Source organism: Frigoribacterium sp. CFBP 13712, assembly GCF_014842255.1.
Lineage (GTDB): Bacteria > Actinomycetota > Actinomycetes > Actinomycetales > Microbacteriaceae > Frigoribacterium.
On record NZ_JACYVH010000002.1, the window covers coordinates 1 to 16,401 of the forward strand.

General features: G+C 64.9%; 21 protein-coding genes. 12 read left to right on the forward strand and 9 right to left on the reverse strand.

From position 1 onward, the window contains the following. The first annotated feature begins 269 nt into the window (after window positions 1-269). From IFT51_RS03625 to IFT51_RS03635, 3 genes are all read left to right on the forward strand, one after another. Window positions 270-785: an SgcJ/EcaC family oxidoreductase gene (locus IFT51_RS03625; protein WP_192059329.1), complete on the forward strand. Its 516-nt coding sequence runs from the start codon at window positions 270-272 to the stop codon at window positions 783-785. 74 nt (window positions 786-859) lie between these two features. Next, window positions 860-1,543 (forward strand): response regulator transcription factor, encoded by a 684-nt coding sequence (locus IFT51_RS03630; RefSeq protein WP_192059331.1) that lies wholly within the window; start codon window positions 860-862, stop codon window positions 1,541-1,543. Continuing rightward, window positions 1,533-2,969, forward strand: a complete 1,437-nt coding sequence (locus IFT51_RS03635; protein WP_192059333.1) for a cell wall metabolism sensor histidine kinase WalK — start codon at window positions 1,533-1,535, stop codon at window positions 2,967-2,969. Before IFT51_RS03630 ends, IFT51_RS03635 begins: the two co-directional genes overlap by 11 nt. A gap of 279 nt (window positions 2,970-3,248) precedes the next feature. On the opposite strand, the gene IFT51_RS03640 is transcribed toward IFT51_RS03635, so the two are convergent. Beyond that, a complete protein-coding gene (locus IFT51_RS03640; RefSeq protein ID WP_192059335.1) occupies window positions 3,249-3,959 on the reverse strand; it encodes a hypothetical protein in 711 nt (236 codons plus the stop codon). Between the two features lie 278 nt (window positions 3,960-4,237). Next, window positions 4,238-4,696: a hypothetical protein gene (locus IFT51_RS03645; RefSeq protein ID WP_192059337.1), complete on the reverse strand. Its 459-nt coding sequence runs from the start codon at window positions 4,694-4,696 to the stop codon at window positions 4,238-4,240. A gap of 234 nt (window positions 4,697-4,930) precedes the next feature. On the opposite strand from IFT51_RS03645, the gene IFT51_RS03650 reads away from it, so the two are divergent. Then, window positions 4,931-5,164: a hypothetical protein gene (locus IFT51_RS03650; protein ID WP_192059339.1), complete on the forward strand. Its 234-nt coding sequence runs from the start codon at window positions 4,931-4,933 to the stop codon at window positions 5,162-5,164. A 735-nt stretch (window positions 5,165-5,899) separates the two neighbouring features. Here IFT51_RS03650 and IFT51_RS03655 read toward each other — a convergent pair. Further along, window positions 5,900-6,220, reverse strand: a complete 321-nt coding sequence (locus IFT51_RS03655; protein ID WP_192059341.1) for a hypothetical protein — start codon at window positions 6,218-6,220, stop codon at window positions 5,900-5,902. 389 nt (window positions 6,221-6,609) lie between these two features. On the opposite strand from IFT51_RS03655, the gene IFT51_RS03660 reads away from it, so the two are divergent. Together IFT51_RS03660 and IFT51_RS15515 are read left to right on the forward strand one after the other, a co-directional pair. Next, entirely contained in the window at window positions 6,610-7,503 is an 894-nt protein-coding gene (locus IFT51_RS03660) for a nucleotidyltransferase (protein WP_192059343.1), read from the forward strand. Further along, window positions 7,496-8,134 (forward strand): hypothetical protein, encoded by a 639-nt coding sequence (locus IFT51_RS15515; RefSeq protein ID WP_192059345.1) that lies wholly within the window; start codon window positions 7,496-7,498, stop codon window positions 8,132-8,134. Before IFT51_RS03660 ends, IFT51_RS15515 begins: the two co-directional genes overlap by 8 nt. A gap of 197 nt (window positions 8,135-8,331) precedes the next feature. Here IFT51_RS15515 and IFT51_RS03670 read toward each other — a convergent pair whose 3' ends face one another. After that, a complete protein-coding gene (locus IFT51_RS03670) occupies window positions 8,332-9,186 on the reverse strand; it encodes a hypothetical protein (protein WP_192059347.1) in 855 nt (284 codons plus the stop codon). A 277-nt stretch (window positions 9,187-9,463) separates the two neighbouring features. Here IFT51_RS03670 and IFT51_RS03675 point away from each other — a divergent pair, with 277 nt between their 5' ends. After that, window positions 9,464-9,892 carry an HAD family hydrolase gene (locus IFT51_RS03675; RefSeq protein WP_192059348.1) on the forward strand — a complete coding sequence of 143 codons (429 nt, stop codon included), beginning with the start codon at window positions 9,464-9,466 and terminating at the stop codon, window positions 9,890-9,892. Between the two features lie 952 nt (window positions 9,893-10,844). Here IFT51_RS03675 and IFT51_RS03680 read toward each other — a convergent pair. Both IFT51_RS03680 and IFT51_RS03685 read right to left on the reverse strand, forming a co-directional pair. After that, on the reverse strand, window positions 10,845-11,048 hold the full coding sequence (locus IFT51_RS03680) for a hypothetical protein (protein ID WP_192059350.1): 204 nt from the start codon (window positions 11,046-11,048) through the stop codon (window positions 10,845-10,847). A gap of 19 nt (window positions 11,049-11,067) precedes the next feature. After that, window positions 11,068-11,307, reverse strand: coding sequence for a transcriptional regulator (locus IFT51_RS03685; protein ID WP_192059352.1), 240 nt, complete (start codon window positions 11,305-11,307; stop codon window positions 11,068-11,070). Between IFT51_RS03685 and IFT51_RS15010 the strand changes: the two genes are divergently transcribed. Continuing rightward, window positions 11,306-11,842 (forward strand): putative immunity protein, encoded by a 537-nt coding sequence (locus IFT51_RS15010; protein WP_243214336.1) that lies wholly within the window; start codon window positions 11,306-11,308, stop codon window positions 11,840-11,842. The genes IFT51_RS03685 and IFT51_RS15010 overlap by 2 nt on opposite strands. A 90-nt stretch (window positions 11,843-11,932) precedes the next feature. Further along, window positions 11,933-12,499 (forward strand): hypothetical protein, encoded by a 567-nt coding sequence (locus IFT51_RS03690; RefSeq protein WP_192059354.1) that lies wholly within the window; start codon window positions 11,933-11,935, stop codon window positions 12,497-12,499. A gap of 91 nt (window positions 12,500-12,590) precedes the next feature. Here IFT51_RS03690 and IFT51_RS03695 read toward each other — a convergent pair whose 3' ends face one another. Together IFT51_RS03695 and IFT51_RS03700 are read right to left on the reverse strand one after the other, a co-directional pair. Then, window positions 12,591-13,175, reverse strand: a complete 585-nt coding sequence (locus IFT51_RS03695) for an NAD(P)H-dependent oxidoreductase (protein WP_192059356.1) — start codon at window positions 13,173-13,175, stop codon at window positions 12,591-12,593. A gap of 43 nt (window positions 13,176-13,218) precedes the next feature. Further along, a complete protein-coding gene (locus tag IFT51_RS03700; protein WP_192059358.1) occupies window positions 13,219-13,986 on the reverse strand; it encodes a GH25 family lysozyme in 768 nt (255 codons plus the stop codon). 79 nt (window positions 13,987-14,065) lie between these two features. Here IFT51_RS03700 and IFT51_RS03705 point away from each other — a divergent pair, with 79 nt between their 5' ends. Continuing rightward, window positions 14,066-14,449 (forward strand): cupin domain-containing protein, encoded by a 384-nt coding sequence (locus tag IFT51_RS03705; RefSeq protein WP_192059361.1) that lies wholly within the window; start codon window positions 14,066-14,068, stop codon window positions 14,447-14,449. Window positions 14,450-14,537: 88 nt separating this feature from the next. Beyond that, window positions 14,538-14,969: a VOC family protein gene (locus IFT51_RS03710; protein ID WP_197981780.1), complete on the forward strand. Its 432-nt coding sequence runs from the start codon at window positions 14,538-14,540 to the stop codon at window positions 14,967-14,969. A gap of 77 nt (window positions 14,970-15,046) precedes the next feature. Here IFT51_RS03710 and IFT51_RS03715 read toward each other — a convergent pair whose 3' ends face one another. After that, window positions 15,047-15,604 carry a GNAT family N-acetyltransferase gene (locus IFT51_RS03715; protein ID WP_243214351.1) on the reverse strand — a complete coding sequence of 186 codons (558 nt, stop codon included), beginning with the start codon at window positions 15,602-15,604 and terminating at the stop codon, window positions 15,047-15,049. A gap of 367 nt (window positions 15,605-15,971) precedes the next feature. Between IFT51_RS03715 and IFT51_RS03720 the strand changes: the two genes are divergently transcribed. Continuing rightward, complete coding sequence (locus tag IFT51_RS03720; protein WP_192059365.1) at window positions 15,972-16,268, forward strand: YrhK family protein; 297 nt, start codon at window positions 15,972-15,974, stop codon at window positions 16,266-16,268. Window positions 16,269-16,401: the final 133 nt, after the last annotated feature.

The following is a 16,401-nucleotide window of genomic DNA, read 5'->3' on the forward strand; positions in this document are numbered from 1 at the left end:
ATGATCAGGTCCTTTTCTGTGATTCCCGGTGGGGATGAAAAGGATTCGCCACCCTCCCCCGAAAGGATTGGAACCCATCTGCTTCGTTACCTTTCCGTGATGAAGGGAGGCCCGAGCGGGATGATCGCGGGCGCGGCCCCCGGCCGTCCGACACGATGCTGGCCGGGCGTTGACGTTCTCCTGACGGGCTGCTGACGCGTGTCTCGCGAGGCTGATCCCACAGCAGATCACCGGCCGGACCCCCGGCCCTCACGCGAAGGAATCCGCACATGACCCGCCGTAGCCGCTTCACCGTCCCCGTCGTCGCCCTCTCCGCCGTGGCCCTGCTCGGCATCACGGGCTGCACGGCCGCGACGGCCGACGCCGCCTCGGACGCCGCCTCCGACGTCCCCTCGCCGGCCGCCGCCCCGAGCGACGCCGAGGTGCAGGCCCTGTTCGACGACTGGAACGCCTCGCTCGCCACGGGCGACCCCGAGCAGGTCGCCGAGCACTACGCCGACGACGCGGTCCTGCTGCCGACCGTCTCGCCCGGCATCCACGACACCGAGGAGGAGCGGCTCGAGTACTTCGAGGGCTTCCTGCTCAACGAGCCGTCGGGTGAGATCACCGAGGGCGTCGTCCGCGACCTGGGCGACGGGTACGTCTCGCACTCCGGTCTCTACACGTTCACGATGGGGGCGACCGGCGACGTCGTGCCCGCGCGGTTCACGTTCGTGTACGCCGAGACCGACGGCGAGTGGAAGATCGTCGAGCACCACTCCTCGAAGGAGCCGGTGAAGCAGTAGGCGATCGTGTCGACCCTCGGCGCACCTCCGGCGTCCGTTCGTTTCCTGTCCAGCCACGACTGAGACGATCCGGTGTGCACGTTCTCCTCGTCGAAGACGATCCCGCGATCGCCGGGTCCCTGCGCGAGGGTCTCGCGCGCTACGGCTACGAGGTCGACTGGGTGACGACCGGGCGGGAGGCGCTGGCCGCCGACGCTCCCGGCGTGGTCCTCCTCGACCTCGGTCTGCCCGACATGGACGGCCTCGACGTGTGCCGCCGTCTGCGCGCCCGGTCGAACGTGCCGATCATCGTCGTCACCGCCCGCGGCGACGAGGTCGACACGGTCGCGGGGCTCGAGGTCGGGGCCGACGACTACGTCGCGAAGCCGTTCGGGGTCCGCGAGATCGTCGCGCGGATCCGCGCCGTGACCCGCCGGCACGCGACCGACGCGACGGGCGAGGGAACGGAGCCCGCGCCTCCTCCCGTCCGGCTCGGCACGGTCACGATCGACGTCGCGGCCCGCCGCGTGACCCAGGGCGACGCCGAGATCGCACTCGCCCCGAAGGAGTTCGATCTGCTCGTCGCCCTGGCCCGCCGGGTCGGATCGGTCGTCACCCGGGAGGCGCTGATCGACGAGGTCTGGGACACCCACTGGTTCGGGTCCACCCGCACGCTCGACGTCCACGTCTCGGCGCTGCGGCAGAAGCTCGGCGCGGCGGTCGCGATCACGACCGTGCGCGGGGTGGGGTTCCGGGTGGAGCACGCCGATGCGTCGTAGGCTCATCGCCTCGTACCTGGTGATCGTCGGCCTCGCGCTCGTCACGTTCACGGTGCCGGTCGGCATCCAGCTGAACGACCTGCTGCGCGACGGTCAGCGCGAGGTGGCCCTGAGGGAGGCGCGCACGATCGCGGTCCTCCTCTCGACGGCGACGGAGGCGGACGACGCGACGGCCCGCGGTGCCCGACTCGCACTGGTCCGGCTGCGCGAGGAGGTCGAGGATCAGACCGACGGCCGCGTCGAGCTGATCGGCGTCGACCGGCGACCGGCCCTCGGTCGCGAGGTCGCGGGGGCCGACGACGGTGACTTCGACGCGGCCCTGTCGGGGGAGGAGAGCGTGCGTTCGCTCGACGACTCCGTGCTGGGCGAGCGCGGTCTGCAGGTGACCGTCCCCGCGGTGACCGACGACGGCCGGGTGGACGGCGCCGTGCGGGTGACCGTGCCGTCCGCGCCCGTCGACGCGCAGGTGCAGGGCGTGTGGCTCTTCCGACTCGGGGCCGGTGTGATCGTGCTCGTCCTGTCGGTGATCGCGAGCGCCGTCGTCGCGACGTCGCTGCTGCGGCCGCTCAGGCTGCTCGACGCCATGGCCGATAGCATCTCGCGCGGCGACGTGAGCGCCCGGGTGGATCTCGACGAGATGAGCACCTCCGAGGTGCGGCGTCTGGCGGGCACGTTGAACGACGGCACGCGGCGCATCGAGGTGCTGCTCACCGCGCAGCGCGCCTTCACCGCCGACGCGTCGCATCAGCTGCGGACGCCGCTCACCGCTCTGCGCCTGGGTCTCGAGAACCTCCACGACCGTCTCGACGACCCGGGCGACAAGGCGGCCGTCGATCGCGCCCTCAGCGAGTCGGGTCGTCTCAGCCGCCTCGTCTCCGACCTGCTCGAGCTGGCGCGGAGTCAGGCGTCGACGGCCACGCCGGTGCGGGTCGACATCCGCGGCGTCCTCGACGAGCGGGCGGACATCTGGTCGTCGGCGGCGGAGGACGTCGGGGTGGCGATCGTCATCGATCTGCCGGGCGGCGAGTTGCCGGTGCTCGCGACCCCGGGTCATCTCGAGCAGGCGCTCGACAACCTGATCGACAACGCGGTGCGGGCGAGTCCGGCGGGTGCGACGGTGACGCTCCGGGCGGCGCCGACGTCGGACGGGGTCGTCGTCGAGGTGAGCGACCAGGGCGGCGGCATGACGGCGGACGACCGCGCCCGGGCCTTCGACCGCTTCTGGAGCACGGCACCCGGCGGCTCGGGTCTCGGGCTCGCGATCGCCCGCGAGCTGGTCGAGCACGACGGCGGGTCGATCAGCCTGGCCGACGCGCGGGGCGGCGGGCTCACGGCCGCGCTCCTCCTCAGGGGCGGCGGGGTGGACCTGCAGGAGGCGCACCAGAGTCCGACCGGGCGCCCGCCGCTCCGGCCCCGCGCGCGGTGAGCGGGTTGAGCCACGCACGAGTCGCGTCGGCCACGCCAGCTCGCATGGGGGTGGTCGTGGCGGGCTTCGGGGAATCGCGGCGAGTATCCATGCGTCTGCTCCAATGCGGGCACTGTGCTGCCTCAGAACGATTAGGGCAGTTTCGGCTTTGCCTAGCGCGGCATGCGACCCGGAGCTGTTCCGATAGGCGATTAGCGATTGGCGCATGAAACAGGTTTGATTAGTAGGAGTTGGGAACGTGGCCGTGCGTACTACTCCTGAGTCGAGAACTTTAGACTCTCACCGGGTTGATTCGCCCACGTGATGTGCAATGGCTCTTACCCCAAAATCAATATTCTTTAGGTGCGTTAGCGGGTTAGAGGAGCTGCCCTCATTGTGTTTTCCGGTCCAGGCCTGAGGGGTAATCTTCGGCCAGAAGGTGAAGTCATAACGGTGCTTCGTGACATATTCGCGAGATCCTGGCTGACCATCCACGTCACGACTGTAGGTAGCTTGCAGTTCGCCGGTAACTGGTGCGCCCATTGCACCTGGCTTGTCGCTTCGTTCTGCTCGGCTTTCGGGTAGGTGCCAGAAAAGGCGCAACTTCGCGCCGGGTGCGAGTTCGAATGGTGTGCTGAAGAAATCGCGGAGGCCTGGACCAACATGTGTGTCGTCATCCGAAAGACCGAACCCATCGCCGAGGAGCTCGAAGCGAACGTTGGTGGCAGCAGTTGCGCCCGTATTCGTAACTATCAGGTCAAGAGCGCCTTGACGCGCAATGCTCGGAACAATGTTCATGGTGACGTAGGGGCGTGTTCGGTCTTCGCTGTCTTGGGCCGCTTGAACTGAGGCATCTCTGAGTTGTATGGCAGTGAGTCGCACCTGTCGGTAGGTCAGGGAGATCGCGACGATGGCCACAATGACCGCAGCCGCCGTAGCGATGGCTCCGATCCACGTTGGAAGTAGTGCTGGGTCAGGTGCGGCAGAGGAGGCAAGGATCATTGGACTCATAGGCCGGAATTTAGCGCATACCGCCGACGTCTCTCGCCGTGAGTCGGAGGCGACTTCGGAGCACCGCCTCGGCAAGAAATGGACATGGGCAATCGCACCTGATGTCTGCGCACTCTGGCCATCGCAGTAGGGGATGCCCTAGTGGGGAGACTCGTAGATGATCGAATCTGGTCCGTCGGAGGTTTTCTTCATAGGAAGCCGGGCACGCTGTACCGGCACAGGGTGCCGAAATCATGCCTGCCCCAGAACGTGTCCTAGCCGCATTTCGACCGGGCCTGTCAAATTTGCGAGTAGGTAACGCGCTCGGATCGCATGAAAAAATTTTGGGACTCGTGACGTACCCAGCCGAGCCGGTCCCAAAAGCCCCGCGAGTGTTCGTCATCGTTCAGAGCCGTCAGTCGTGGTGCTGGATACTTCGACCGGATCAGCCGGAGCGCTTCGCGGCCAAGTCCTCGACCGCGCTCATGCACCGCGACTTCGAACGCAAGGATGTCGAGTTGTCCGTCGGGCATCTCGCCCAGAAGAGGATTAGATCGTGGGCCTGGGAAGAGAGAAAACTTACACCGAGCAACTTCGTCACCAGCTCGCTGGATGGAGACCCAATGATCCACCTCGCTGATGAAGAGTTCGCGTCCCCACCACGGCTTCACAAAATGGTCGGATGGTTCGAACGTGTAAAAGTACGTCCGTTTCTTTCGGGGAAAAACTTCGATGAGCAACAATTTGGAGGCGTCCATGCGTAGACGGTAGCCGGTAATGAGGGGGGGCGCCTACATAGTCTGAGCTGCCCACTCGCTTCAGGATCGCGCGTTTTGGCCAGGAGAGCGATCCAGCCCATGAGTACGCCGCAGCCCTGCGTTTGCTCCTGTAATCCTGCAGTCGTTATCGGCAGTGTTTTTTGCAGCCCGAGTTTGCCCGCATTGGCAGATTTACGGTGCCAGAGCGGCGATTCGCCGACCATGTACTCGGCCATGACGAGAATGATCTTCCTTACGATTCGGGAAGGCTACGACCAGGCCATCGCTGCGCAGTTCCAGACGGGAGTCTGCAGCGGGCGAGCGCAGAGCCTCGAGGCTGCTGAGGAAGTCGCCCCGTGGGGCGCCCCATGGGGGATCGGCCAGCGGTCGGCGCCCATGATCCTGTCGGACGCCGAACGCGGTTTCGAGTGTCTCGGTGCGAACTTGCGCGATATGGTCCAGGCATGATGAGTCGTCTCGTCCTGACTCCCCGCCTGGTTCTAGGTGCAGGCTTGGCCGCAGTGATCGTGGGCGTCGTTGTCTTCGTCATTGCGGCGGCGAAATTCGTTTCCTTCAGCGGGTTCGCTTACGAACCCGTGTCGGATGCGACAGTCAGCTTTCGAGGCAGTGCACGTCTTTTCGACCGTGAGCCTCGGAGGCGCTGTCGTCTTCGTCGTTGGTCTGCTTGTCCTGGCGGGGTGGCTCGGCTACTGGCAGGGTGTGCGCCGCATGCCCTAACGAGGCTTCCCAATCGAGAATCGGTCGGCAGGCAGAATCGAATCAGTCACGAACGATGACGAGCAGGACACCACTGCCGAAGGCCAGGGCGCCCACGATGAGGCCGGCTGTCGCCGGATAGTCGTAGTGGTGATTCGTCTGCGCAGCCACGTCGTCGCCGTCTACGTCATAAGTGCAGTCGACGCCCAGCGGTAAGAGTGAAACTTCCCCTACGGCACGAGTTGCCTCGTAATAAGGGCCTCCCTCGTCGGGGTAGGGCCCACGCAAGCATTGGATTGTGAGTGGGTCCCGCCCGTCAAACGTGAGCCCGAGCGCGATGGAGACGAATCCCACTGGTATTGAGACGAGCAAGAGGGCTGCGCCGAACAGTCGTCTCGCACGTGGCCGCATCCGCACACGATACGGGTCGCCATTCGGTATAGCCGTCGAGCGCGATGCCCGGTAACCGATCCTTGAGCAAACCTGTCAGATCTGTTCCAGGGCAGCGACGACCTCTGTTGCCTCTACGCTTGAGGAGTGCGTGGAGAACAGGAGACCGTGCTCGCCGAACGGGTCGACGCACCCTGGCTGACACCGGGTGGGCGCGCGCAGGTCGTGCTCGGCGGACGACCGCGAGTCCCTATGTGCCTGGTGCGTCTCCTGCTGCGACAGAACGACCGAGTCTTTTGTATCCCGCGCGATGATTCCGGCAAGCTCGACCTGCCCACTCGTCCCGTCGCCCTCGGTGACCTGGACGGTACCGGGACCGTGACTGACCTGGCCATTCAGGTTACGGGTCGCGAACATGACGCTCGCTTCCTCGGAGCGGTCCGACAAGTCGTGGGTGCTGCGGATGCTGACTACCCGTGGCCACAGCCAACTGCTTATTTCGGGGTATGGGCTGTGGAAGCAGAACCGCGCATCCCGGGCAGCTGGCTCAGACTCGAAGATCCGGAGAGTCCGCTCCCGGCCCGGCACTGGTTCCCGCTCTTGCAAGGGGACGGATTGGAGTCCCAATAGGGGATCCTTCATCGAGATCGGTTCCGGACTGGTCTATCGAGACGTGCCGAGCCGAGTGGCCGCGGGGACAGGTTCACGCGCGCCGTCGATCGGTGACCGATCGTCTGTAGAGACGAACCCGGAGGCCTCGTTGTCATTGGTTGTTGCCATACTGAGTGAAAACGTGAGGGGTGCTAGTGATTTCAGAGGCAACGCTGCAGGGGTGGACAGGACCCTCAAGTACGACCGAGAAAGAGAAACAGGATCGCACCGAGCGAATGATTCGCGCCGCAGTTGACGAACATGAAGCCTTTTCCAACATGGCGTTCGATATCTACGCAAAGGGTTCGTACGCCAACGACACGAATGTTCGCAGTGATAGCGACGTCGACATAGTTGTCGAATGCCAGGAGTGCATCTATTGGCAGGAGCATGACCCAGCTGCCGGAGGGCATCCGCCAAGTGGATCGTACGACGGGGATTGGACACCTCAGAAGCTTCGGTTTGAAGTAGGGCAGGCGCTTCGCGCGAAATTTGGTGCATCCGCTGTCACTGAGGGGAAAGCGGCGTGGACAGTTGGTACGAGTACAGCGCGAGTGGATGCCGACGTTGTGCCGTGTTTTACGTATCAGTACTACTTCGAAGACGGGACTTACCGCGAGGGGACAAAATTGTTCACTACCGCGGGAAAGCAAATCGAGAATTTTCCAAAACTGCAGCTCATGCACGGGCGAGCTAAAAACGCACGCACAAACCACTTTTATAAGAAGTCTGTTCGGATACTAAAACGGTTAGAAAACAAAATGGCTGCGGAGGGCGTCTGTGACAATGTCCCCTCGTATCTTTTAGAATGTCTTGTCTATAATGTTCCTAACGGAGTTTTCGCAAGGAGTTCGTGGCGGGGGGTCATGCAGGGAGTCTTGGCACACGCATACAATTACCTGATCGAGCCCGAGCCGACTGTCCAGAATGATCGTTTTGTTGAACCTAATGAGGCAAAATACTTATTCGACATCAGTCAGAAATGGACGCGGGGCAGCGTGCTAAAATTTGTCGGCGAAGCATGGGACTACATGGATTTCGATGCCTAATCCGCTCGCCATTAGAATAGTTGCGATTGTCGTTTCGCTAGTATTTACTATTGCGTCCTGGATAAGTACGGGAAATCCAGAAGCTACTTTTCTACGCTTTTTCTCGCTAGCAGTTTTTGTAGCAACCCTGGCCTTCACGGTCTGGGAAAAATGGGCTTGGAAAACACGCCCTGCACAACTCATCGCGACCGTTCCTACGAACGTCAATGGAACATGGCGATGCATCCTCACGTCCTCATGGGTTGACCCGGTGACGGGTCAAGGAATCGAACCCAAGAAGGTCTACTTAGTTGTTCGTCAAAGCTTCTCAAGTGCCACGATCACTCTTATTTCAGATGAATCGCGGTCGCGCTCTTCGCTGGCTCGCTCCGTGCGCGAGGACGATTCATGGGTTCTTCACTACATCTACACCAACGACCCAGGCTTCTCAGTCCGCGATCGCAGTCCAATTCACCACGGGTCGGGCGTTGTTCAAGTCATAGGCCGTCCGAGCTTTCGGCTCATTGGGCATTACTGGACCGACAGAAAAACTCGCGGTGACTTGGTCTCGGATGATTACTCCAGGCGGCACGCGGAAGACTACGCGTCTGCTGCTGGCCTGTTCAAGCGCGACTGTGCGGGCGGCGTTTAAGTGAATCGACCATACCTGGTCGGCTGGCGTGAGAGCCATTAAGCCATTAAGCCATTATGCCATTAAGTCATTAGCTCACTAAGTCATCAAGCCAAAAAGTCAAAATGAATGTCTTGTCTGTTAGAGGAGTCGCACGGGCCGTCCGCAGAGGCGTCGCCTTAGTTCGCTGAGTCTCGGTGGGGAAGTCGAACACCGCGCTACAAATTTTCGTTGTCATCAGGAGCCCTAGACGAGTCCCTAACTCTCATTGTGGTCTTAGCAGACGACTCCATATCGAGGAGATCAGCATGATCCGCGTCTCTGGCGTCTATCTCTGCCATGCGCTCGTCGAAATCTGCAGTGTCTCGTGCGTCTCTCGCGTCGCCATCACGTGTCACCACGCTGAGCGGTCCCTGCATGCCCTCACTCCACTTGGACACGGTTCGTTGTATCTCGCGGAGGGCCTTGGCGGCATCGTGAACCGACCGAACCTCAACCCAGCGGCGAGTCTTATAGATCGCCCAGTCAAGAACAATGGGCGTTGACAGTCCAGTGCTCGACCCGTCGGCACGTCTGACGCCCTCGTAGGTCACCACACCTTCGTGCCTATCTGCAAGGCCGGTCTCTCTGCGCGCCAGGCCGTTGTCCCACAAAGTTCGCCACTCTTGGCCAGGAGCCAACACAGGGATGACCAGGGGCACAGCCACGTCTTCCTCCTGGTCCTGCCCGCCACCCCGTGTTCGTCTGGGCCAAGGACTGAGATCGATGTGGATGTTTGTTGCGGCCGTCTGTCCGAAGTTCTTGATAACGAGGTCAATAAGAACCTGCGCCGCTGCGCTGGGCTCCGTGTACATGACGACATACGGCTGTGATCTAGCGACTTCGAGATCAGAAGTCTGCTTGCGGGCGGTCTTAGCCTCTCCGACTTGCTGGCGCGCGAAGAGCAGGGCTACAACAGCAGCGACGAACGTCAGAGCAGTCGCCGTCGCACCTATCCAGTCCGTCAACGACGGATTGCTGTCGATAGCCGCTAGCAACTCGCGGAACATGAAATGAATCTCGAAGCCTGTCATACGTAGAGCTTGCTGGAATCAAATCGGCTGCGTCAATGTACCGGCCCATCTCAGGACAAGGCCTTCGAGGAAAGGTTGCGACCCGCTGCGGGGTCCAAAAGAGTCGTAGCGCTCTCAAATGGAAGCAGCTTCGCGGCCCTGCGTGGCCCTGGCGGGCCGTTGTTTTGCCGTGATGCCTTCGGCAGCTAGGTCGCTGCGCTCCCTCGTAGCAACCTCTGGGCTCTGTTCAAGTGGCTACGCCACCGGTTGGGACTGCTGTCCATTGAGTTGACTCGTCTTGCTTGGGTTTTTCAAGCCGCGTGAGCGGCTTGCGGTTGCGTTCGGTCCTCCCGCCGCCCGGGTCGACGTCCCTCACAGCGACATCGAGATCGACGAGCTGTTCAGCGGATACCTGCGGGCGTACGAGTCGGCTTGGCGGGCATTTCCCGATGCGCTGCCGCTCCTTCGGAGCCTTTGCGCGTCCGGTCACCGCATCGGATTGCTGACGAACGGGACGGAGGTTCAGCAGATGGCGAAGCTCCGGCGGACGGGTCTATTCGACGCCTTCGACGTCGTCTGCACGTCGGAGCGCAGCGGCTTCGCGAAGCCCGAGGCGAGGGCCTTCGCGGTTTTCACCTCTGAACTGGGGGTCGAGCCGGCGGCGTGCCTCTTCGTCGGCGACGACCCGATGAAGGACGCCGACGGGGCGAGGGCAGCGGGGATGTAGACGCTTCTGATCGACGACCACCGGCGCCGCGGGCTCCTGATCGGTGAGCTCGTCGCGTCCTCGATCGCAGCATCCGAGGGGGCCCGATAGGGAATGCACTGCGGACGCGAAGCATCGGACAGAGCTGTACGGCTCTCGAACACGCCGGGTACCGTGTGGTCCTGACCGTCGAGAGGAAACCGCATGTCTTCGTCGCGTCCGTCCCGCAGGAGCCGGCTCACGGTCCTGTCTCTCCGAGCTGCAGCGGCCGTCGGCACGGTCGTCGATGTCGTGCTGAACCTCTGGGGGCCCGGGCGGGTGCACGGTAGTGCCACCCCGCCGCGGCGGGGGTCACGATGAACGGCCGCGATCCCGTGGGCCTCACGTTCCGGATAGCATCCGCGGCTGCCGTGGCGGCCGTCGTGGCGGGGCTCTTGGCCGCGTGCACTACGAGCGACATCGACGCAGGGGCGAGCTCCTCGCCGACGAGCACTGCTTCTGCTTCTGTGTCTGCAGGCGGTTCCGAGGTTCCCGCGGACGCGTCGGAAGAGGATCTGGGCGAGCTGCCTCGCGAAGACATCTCCGACTGGGCGGCCAACGCGCTCCCGGCACCCGGTGCAGCAGAGCGGCTGGTGAATCAGAGCGGCTGGCTCAGCGACGGCACCTCGTCTCAGCTGACCGTGTCCGCACCCGAGGAGCCCGCTGGGCGATACGCGGTCGATGTGGCGTGCCTGGGCAGCGGGACGATCACGGTCCGCCTCCAGGAACCCGAGGACCCCGCGGCTCCCGGCTCCCCGGATGCGACATGCACGGACGAGACGATCAGCTTCGAATACGACAGCAGCCCGGACGCACCGCGTGTCAGTCTCGGCCTCTCCGGTGCCCCGACCGTCTACTCCCGTCGAGGACTGACCGGGCCCGCGCCTCCTCGGCCACGAGACCCGTATCGCACCGGGTCGCCGCTGACGCCGATCTAGTCGCGGAGAGGCGATCCCACGACGGTGAAGCGGTGACCCCCGAAGGTGCCGTCGAGCAGGGGACGGGCTCTGGCGATGGCGTCCTGCACCTGGGAGAGGGCGAGGGAGGCCCGGTGCGCCTCCGCCGAGTCCCAGAGCTCGACGAGTTCGTCGCGCTTCCCGGGTGCGGCCCCGAGAGTGCCCACGTTCACGAAGGTCATGTCTCGACGCTATCGAAACTCAGCCGGCGGCGATCTCGCGGAGCGTCGCCAGGTGGGCCGCCCACGCCGTGCGGCCCTCGGCCGTGAGCTTGAGCGAGGTCCGGGGTCTCTTGCCGACGAACCCCTTCTTGACGTGCACGAATCCGGCCGCCTCGAGCACGAGTAGAAGGCGGGGACGGGGTCTAACGGAGCCGAGGAGGCCACCCGAAGGACCGCTCCGGACGATCGTCGGCCGGGCCGTCTGCGAGAGTGCTGGCATGCTCTCTCCTCAGTCGCTGTCCGAAGGTGACCGTCGTCTCGTCGCAGCATGGGCTGCTGACTGCGCTGAGAGGGTCTTGCCTCTCTTCGAGGCCGAGGCTCCGAATGACGACCGACCACGGGACGGGATCGCTCGAGCGCGTGCGTTCTCGCGAGGTGAACTGGATGCAGCGCGAGAGATACGGCGCCGCTTCGTCGCGGGGCGGGCCGCGCAGTCAGCCAGGTCGCCGGCGGGGAAGGCCGCTGCGTGGTCCGCGGGGCAGGCAGCTGGCGTAGCGCACATGGGCGCTCACGCTCTCGGCGCAGCCGCCTATGCGGCGAAAGCGGCCGAGCTGGCATCGCCGAGCGGAGGTGAGACCGAGGTCCAGTGGCAAGTGCAGCACATGAGCCGCTCGGTCCGGACCGCACTCCGCACCCTGCCGCTTCTCGGGGAGGACTCGTCCGGCCCTCTCGGTCCGGGGCTCCTGGCTTCCGGTGTGCTCGGAGAGACGATCCACGCTCTGCAGCGCACCCTCACAGACATCGAGCAGAACTGAGCTACCCCTGTAGTCCTCGTGGGCACGTACCGAAGGGGATCGTGCACCGAGCCGTCCCCGCTGTCGCCAGCTGGCTCTTAGTCTCGAGGCATGAGCTCGTTCACCTGGCCGGGGTCGGCCCAGCAGGAGACCGCTCCGGTGGCCGTGATCCTTCCCGGCACGGGGTACACCGCTAAAGCGCCGTTGCTCTACTGGTCTGCTGTCCTGCTCTGTGAACAGGGGTGGCGTGTTCGGGCGGTCGAATGGGACGTGAATCCACAGGCGGCGGACGAATCACAGGCTGACGTCGAGCGTGAGTTGCAGCAGGCCGGCGATGCAGCGGGTGGCCGTGTCGATCTCGTCGTCGCCAAGTCGTTCGGCACCCTCGGCCTGCCGTGGGCAGTGGCACACGCTGTTCCGGGCGTGTGGCTCACGCCGGTCCTGACCGAGGCGGTGATCTTCGACGCGTTGGTTCGGGCATCGGCGGCCCATCTCGCCGTCGGAGGCAGTCGGGATCCACTGTGGTCACCTGCGATGCGCCTCAAGACAGATGCAGTCGTCCAGACGATGGAGGGTGCCGATCACAGCTTGCTCCTCGCCGACGACTGGCACGGCTCCCTGGATCTGCACAAGCAGCTCTACGAGGTCATCGCGGAGCATGCGAAGCGCGTCCGCTAGAGGATCGACGTCTCCTGCGCCCAGTCGCCCGATGGCCGAATCGTGCATCGGGCGTGCCACGAGGGCACGGTTGGCGCTGAGCCCTCGGCCCCTACCTCTGGACGGCGCGAACGGTCTCTCGGACGGCGTCCTCGACGAGGGCTTGGCGCGCGTCCGCGTCGTCGTGTTCCGACTCGTGCACGAAGGCCACGGAACCGCGCCGAGCTCCGACGTAGTCCACGATCCCGTGCTCGATCTGCGTGCGGAGCGCCTGCTCGTAGCCGTGCCGCTCGTACGTGCCGGCGGCGTCGCCCGCGACGGCGACGAGGTGGACGGTGAGCCTGCCGAGATTGCGCCGTGTGCCGCTCTCGTCGATGCTGAAGGCCCAACCGTTGATGAACACGCGATCGATCCAGCCCTTCAACAGCGCCGGCATCGACCACCAGTAGACGGGGAACACCAGGACGAGGTGGTCGGCGGCATCGAGTCGAAGCTGCTCGCGGACGACGTCGGCGGGGGTCCCCCCGTCGCCGCGGTAGCAGGCCCGATCGGCGAGACCGAAGCGTGGGTCGAAGCCCTCAGCGGCGAGGTCGGCGACTGCGCCCTCGCCGGGTTGCAGTGCCTCGAGGATCTGCCGGGCGATGCCGGCGGTGAGGGAGGTCTGATCGGGGTGCGCGGTGACGATGAGGGTGTTCACGCACCCCAGTCAAGCGGACGCGGCTGGTCGCCCCGCCGCTCTGTCAGGGCAGCAGCAGCGACTCCAGTTCCCTTCGGTCGCCTCGGAAGGCGTTCATGTCGATGAACTGCTCATCACCGTCGTATCCGTCGAGTCGCTCGCGCGCGGACCACTGCCAGAAGGTCCAGTCGCGGTCGTCGGAGAGATGCGGCGAGGTGGCGACGGAGCGGAACCAGATGGGGTTGTCGGGGTAGCTCCCGGCGAGGTACCGCTCGTACCAGTCGCGGGTGGCGTACAGCACGGCCGGTCGGCCGTAGTGCCGTTCGATGGCGAGCAGGAGCGGGTCGAGCACCTCCCGGACCGCGTCTGCCGGGGGAGGGGCGTCGCAGTACTCCGCGTAGCACTCGACGTCGACCACGACGGGAAGGTCGCCCCCGTTCCGGGAGACGGTGGCGATGACGTTGGCTGCTTGATCGGTTCCCGGGCTGTCGACGCTGAGGAAGTGGTAGGCGCCGACGAGCAGGTCGGTGTCGTGTGCATCGGCCCAGTTGTCGTCGAATCGGGGGTCCTGGTAGCTCGAGCCCTCCGTGGCTTTGATCCACGCGAAGTCGATGTCCTCCTCCGCCAGGACATCCCAGTCGATCGTGCCCTGGTAGGCGGACACATCGACGCCCTGCACCGGGTACCGGAGGGCCGCCGTGCGGGTGGGCCAGAGCGTTCCCGTGACAAGGAGCGCGGAGACGACGAGCATGACGAGGGCGACCCCGGCGGCCGCGAGCAGGACGTGGCGCCGCCGACGCGGTCGAGGAAACGCGCGTGCTCTGGGTACCATCCAGGTCCTCCAATGCGGAGCCTCATTCGTTGTCGGATGCGACCTGCAGGTCATGCCACCCAGGAACCACGATGGTCTCATGACCTATCTGCACGGGACCGACGTCGCTGCTGAGCTTCGTGAGGTTCGGGATCATTGGACGCCGCGGGTCGTCGGGCAGGTGAACGACCAGTACGTGAAGGTCGCCAAGCTGCTCGGTGAGCTGGTCTGGCACGCCCACGATGCCGAGGACGAGATGTTCCTCGTCGTCTCGGGCCGCCTCCGGATCCAACTGCCTGACGACGAGGAGGTCGTACTCGGCCCGGGGCAGTTCCACGTCGTCCCGCGAGGGGTGCAGCACAACCCGATCGCGGACGAAGAGGTCGAGATCGTCCTGATCGAGACGGTCACGACGGCCCACACCGGCGACGTCGTCGTCGAGGGCACGGTTCCGGTCGAGAGGCAGATCGGCGACTTCCGCTGACCTCTGAGGCAGTGTGAACGGTGTGTCCGGTGGACGATCACGCAAAGGGCGGGCGTGAGTGGTGGGATCCGGGTGCGACGATGTGCGGGTGACTGATGCCATGGAACCCGCGCTCGTCCCGGAGCTGCTCGTCACCGATCTTGATCGAAGCATCGCCTTCTGGTGCGACCTCTGCGGTTTCACCATCAGCTATGCGCGACCGGACGAGCTGTTCGCGTACATCGTCCTCGGCTCGGCGCACATCATGCTCGAGCAGATCGGAGTCGGCAGGAACTGGGTCACGGGCCCTCTGCAGCGCCCCTTGGGTCGCGGAGCGAACTTCCAGGTCACGGTTCTCGACAGTGGCGCCTTGGCCACCAGGCTCCACGACGCCGGTGTCGAGCTCTTCATGCAGCTGGAGACGAAGTGGTACCGCGTCGGGGAGGAGGAGGCCGGCGTGCAGCAGTTCCTGGTCCAGGATCCAGACGGCTACCTGATCAGGTTCCAGTCTTCGGCGGGGCGTCGACGGGTCGCCCGGTAGACGATCGATCACCGGGAGGGTGCGACGACGGTGTGTCCGACTCGGCTGGTCCCTGGTGGCAGTCCGCCGGCCCTCATCTAGGAGGCGAAGAGGCGGAGCGCGTCGTCGCTGAGGGGGCGGTCGGCGAAGAGGAGCCGTACCGCATCCGGGTCGGGGTTCCCCTCGTCCGGGCCGCGCCACACGAGCTCGAGGCCCGCCCGCTGGGCCGCACGACGCGATCCCTCGTTGTGCTCGAGGAGGGACGCGACCAGCGGCAGGTCGCGCCCCGTCGCGGACACCGCCTGTCGAGCCGCTGCGACGATCTCCTGCGCGTAGCCCCGGCCCCACGCCGATGGAGCCAGCCGGTAGTAGATGTTCCAGGCGAGGCCCCCGCGGAGGCTGGGGCCGCCCATGCCGACCAGCGCGCCCGTCGCCGTGTCCCGCGCGACCCATACATCGACGCCGTTGACCTCCCATCCAGCCAGGTACCGATCGACCAGTTCGCGTGTCTGGGACGGCTCGGTGTGGCGTGCGGACGGGAGGTGCCTCCAGACCTCCGGGTCGGCGTGCAGGGCGTGGAGTTCCGGCAGATCTCGATCGGTCGGGCGGGAGAGCGTCAGACGCTCGGTCAGCGTCGCCTGGATCGGGTGGGTCATGTCCACCATTCTCCCGTGCGTCGTCGATCAGGAGTCAGTCGCCGCAGATCCGACGATCATCGAGGTCTGGCCGAAATGCGAGACGGGCGCACGCCAGGGTCGACAGCGCAAAGTGCATGCGTTGTAATAGATCTCGGTAAGCGCGCTGGTTACGCGCCAGGAATGGCCCGATTTCGGGATCGGCCATCCGCCCTCGACCGGCTACCGCGGCGATTCTGATCCTCGTCGCGTCGGCCGTCTGTCGATGTCGAGGGCGGGGCCGGCTTCGCGCACCCCTGCGTGGCGGCCCCGCCTGAAAGCACAGAGACCCTGATCTCCGTACCTTCGCACCACGACCGTGGCCGGGGGCTGGTGGTTCCATGGAACGATGGCACCCGACTCAGACTCCGACGGCCGGACCGTGAGCTTCTCCATCGGACCGGAGGAGATCGTGATCCGACACAAGTACGAAGTCGTGAGCATCGTCAACGACATCATGGTCGCGGCCTGGTTCGTGGTGGGCAGCATCCTCTTCTTCTCCGAGTCCACCACCATCACGGGTACGTGGCTTTTTCTGCTCGGCAGCATCCAGCTGATGATCCGACCCCTCATCAGACTCGCTCGTCGCATCCATCTGCAGCGTTCCGGCAGCGGCGCACCCGGAGACAGCGGACAGGATTTCTGACCTGCGACGGTCTGACGCATCCGACGGCCTGGCGCCTCCGACGGTTCCACTCTGGACTCGAGGCCAGGTGCGCCCGGTGCCGTCCGGAGTGGTCGGCGCCGACGTCAGCCGATGACCGGGCGGTCTCTACGGT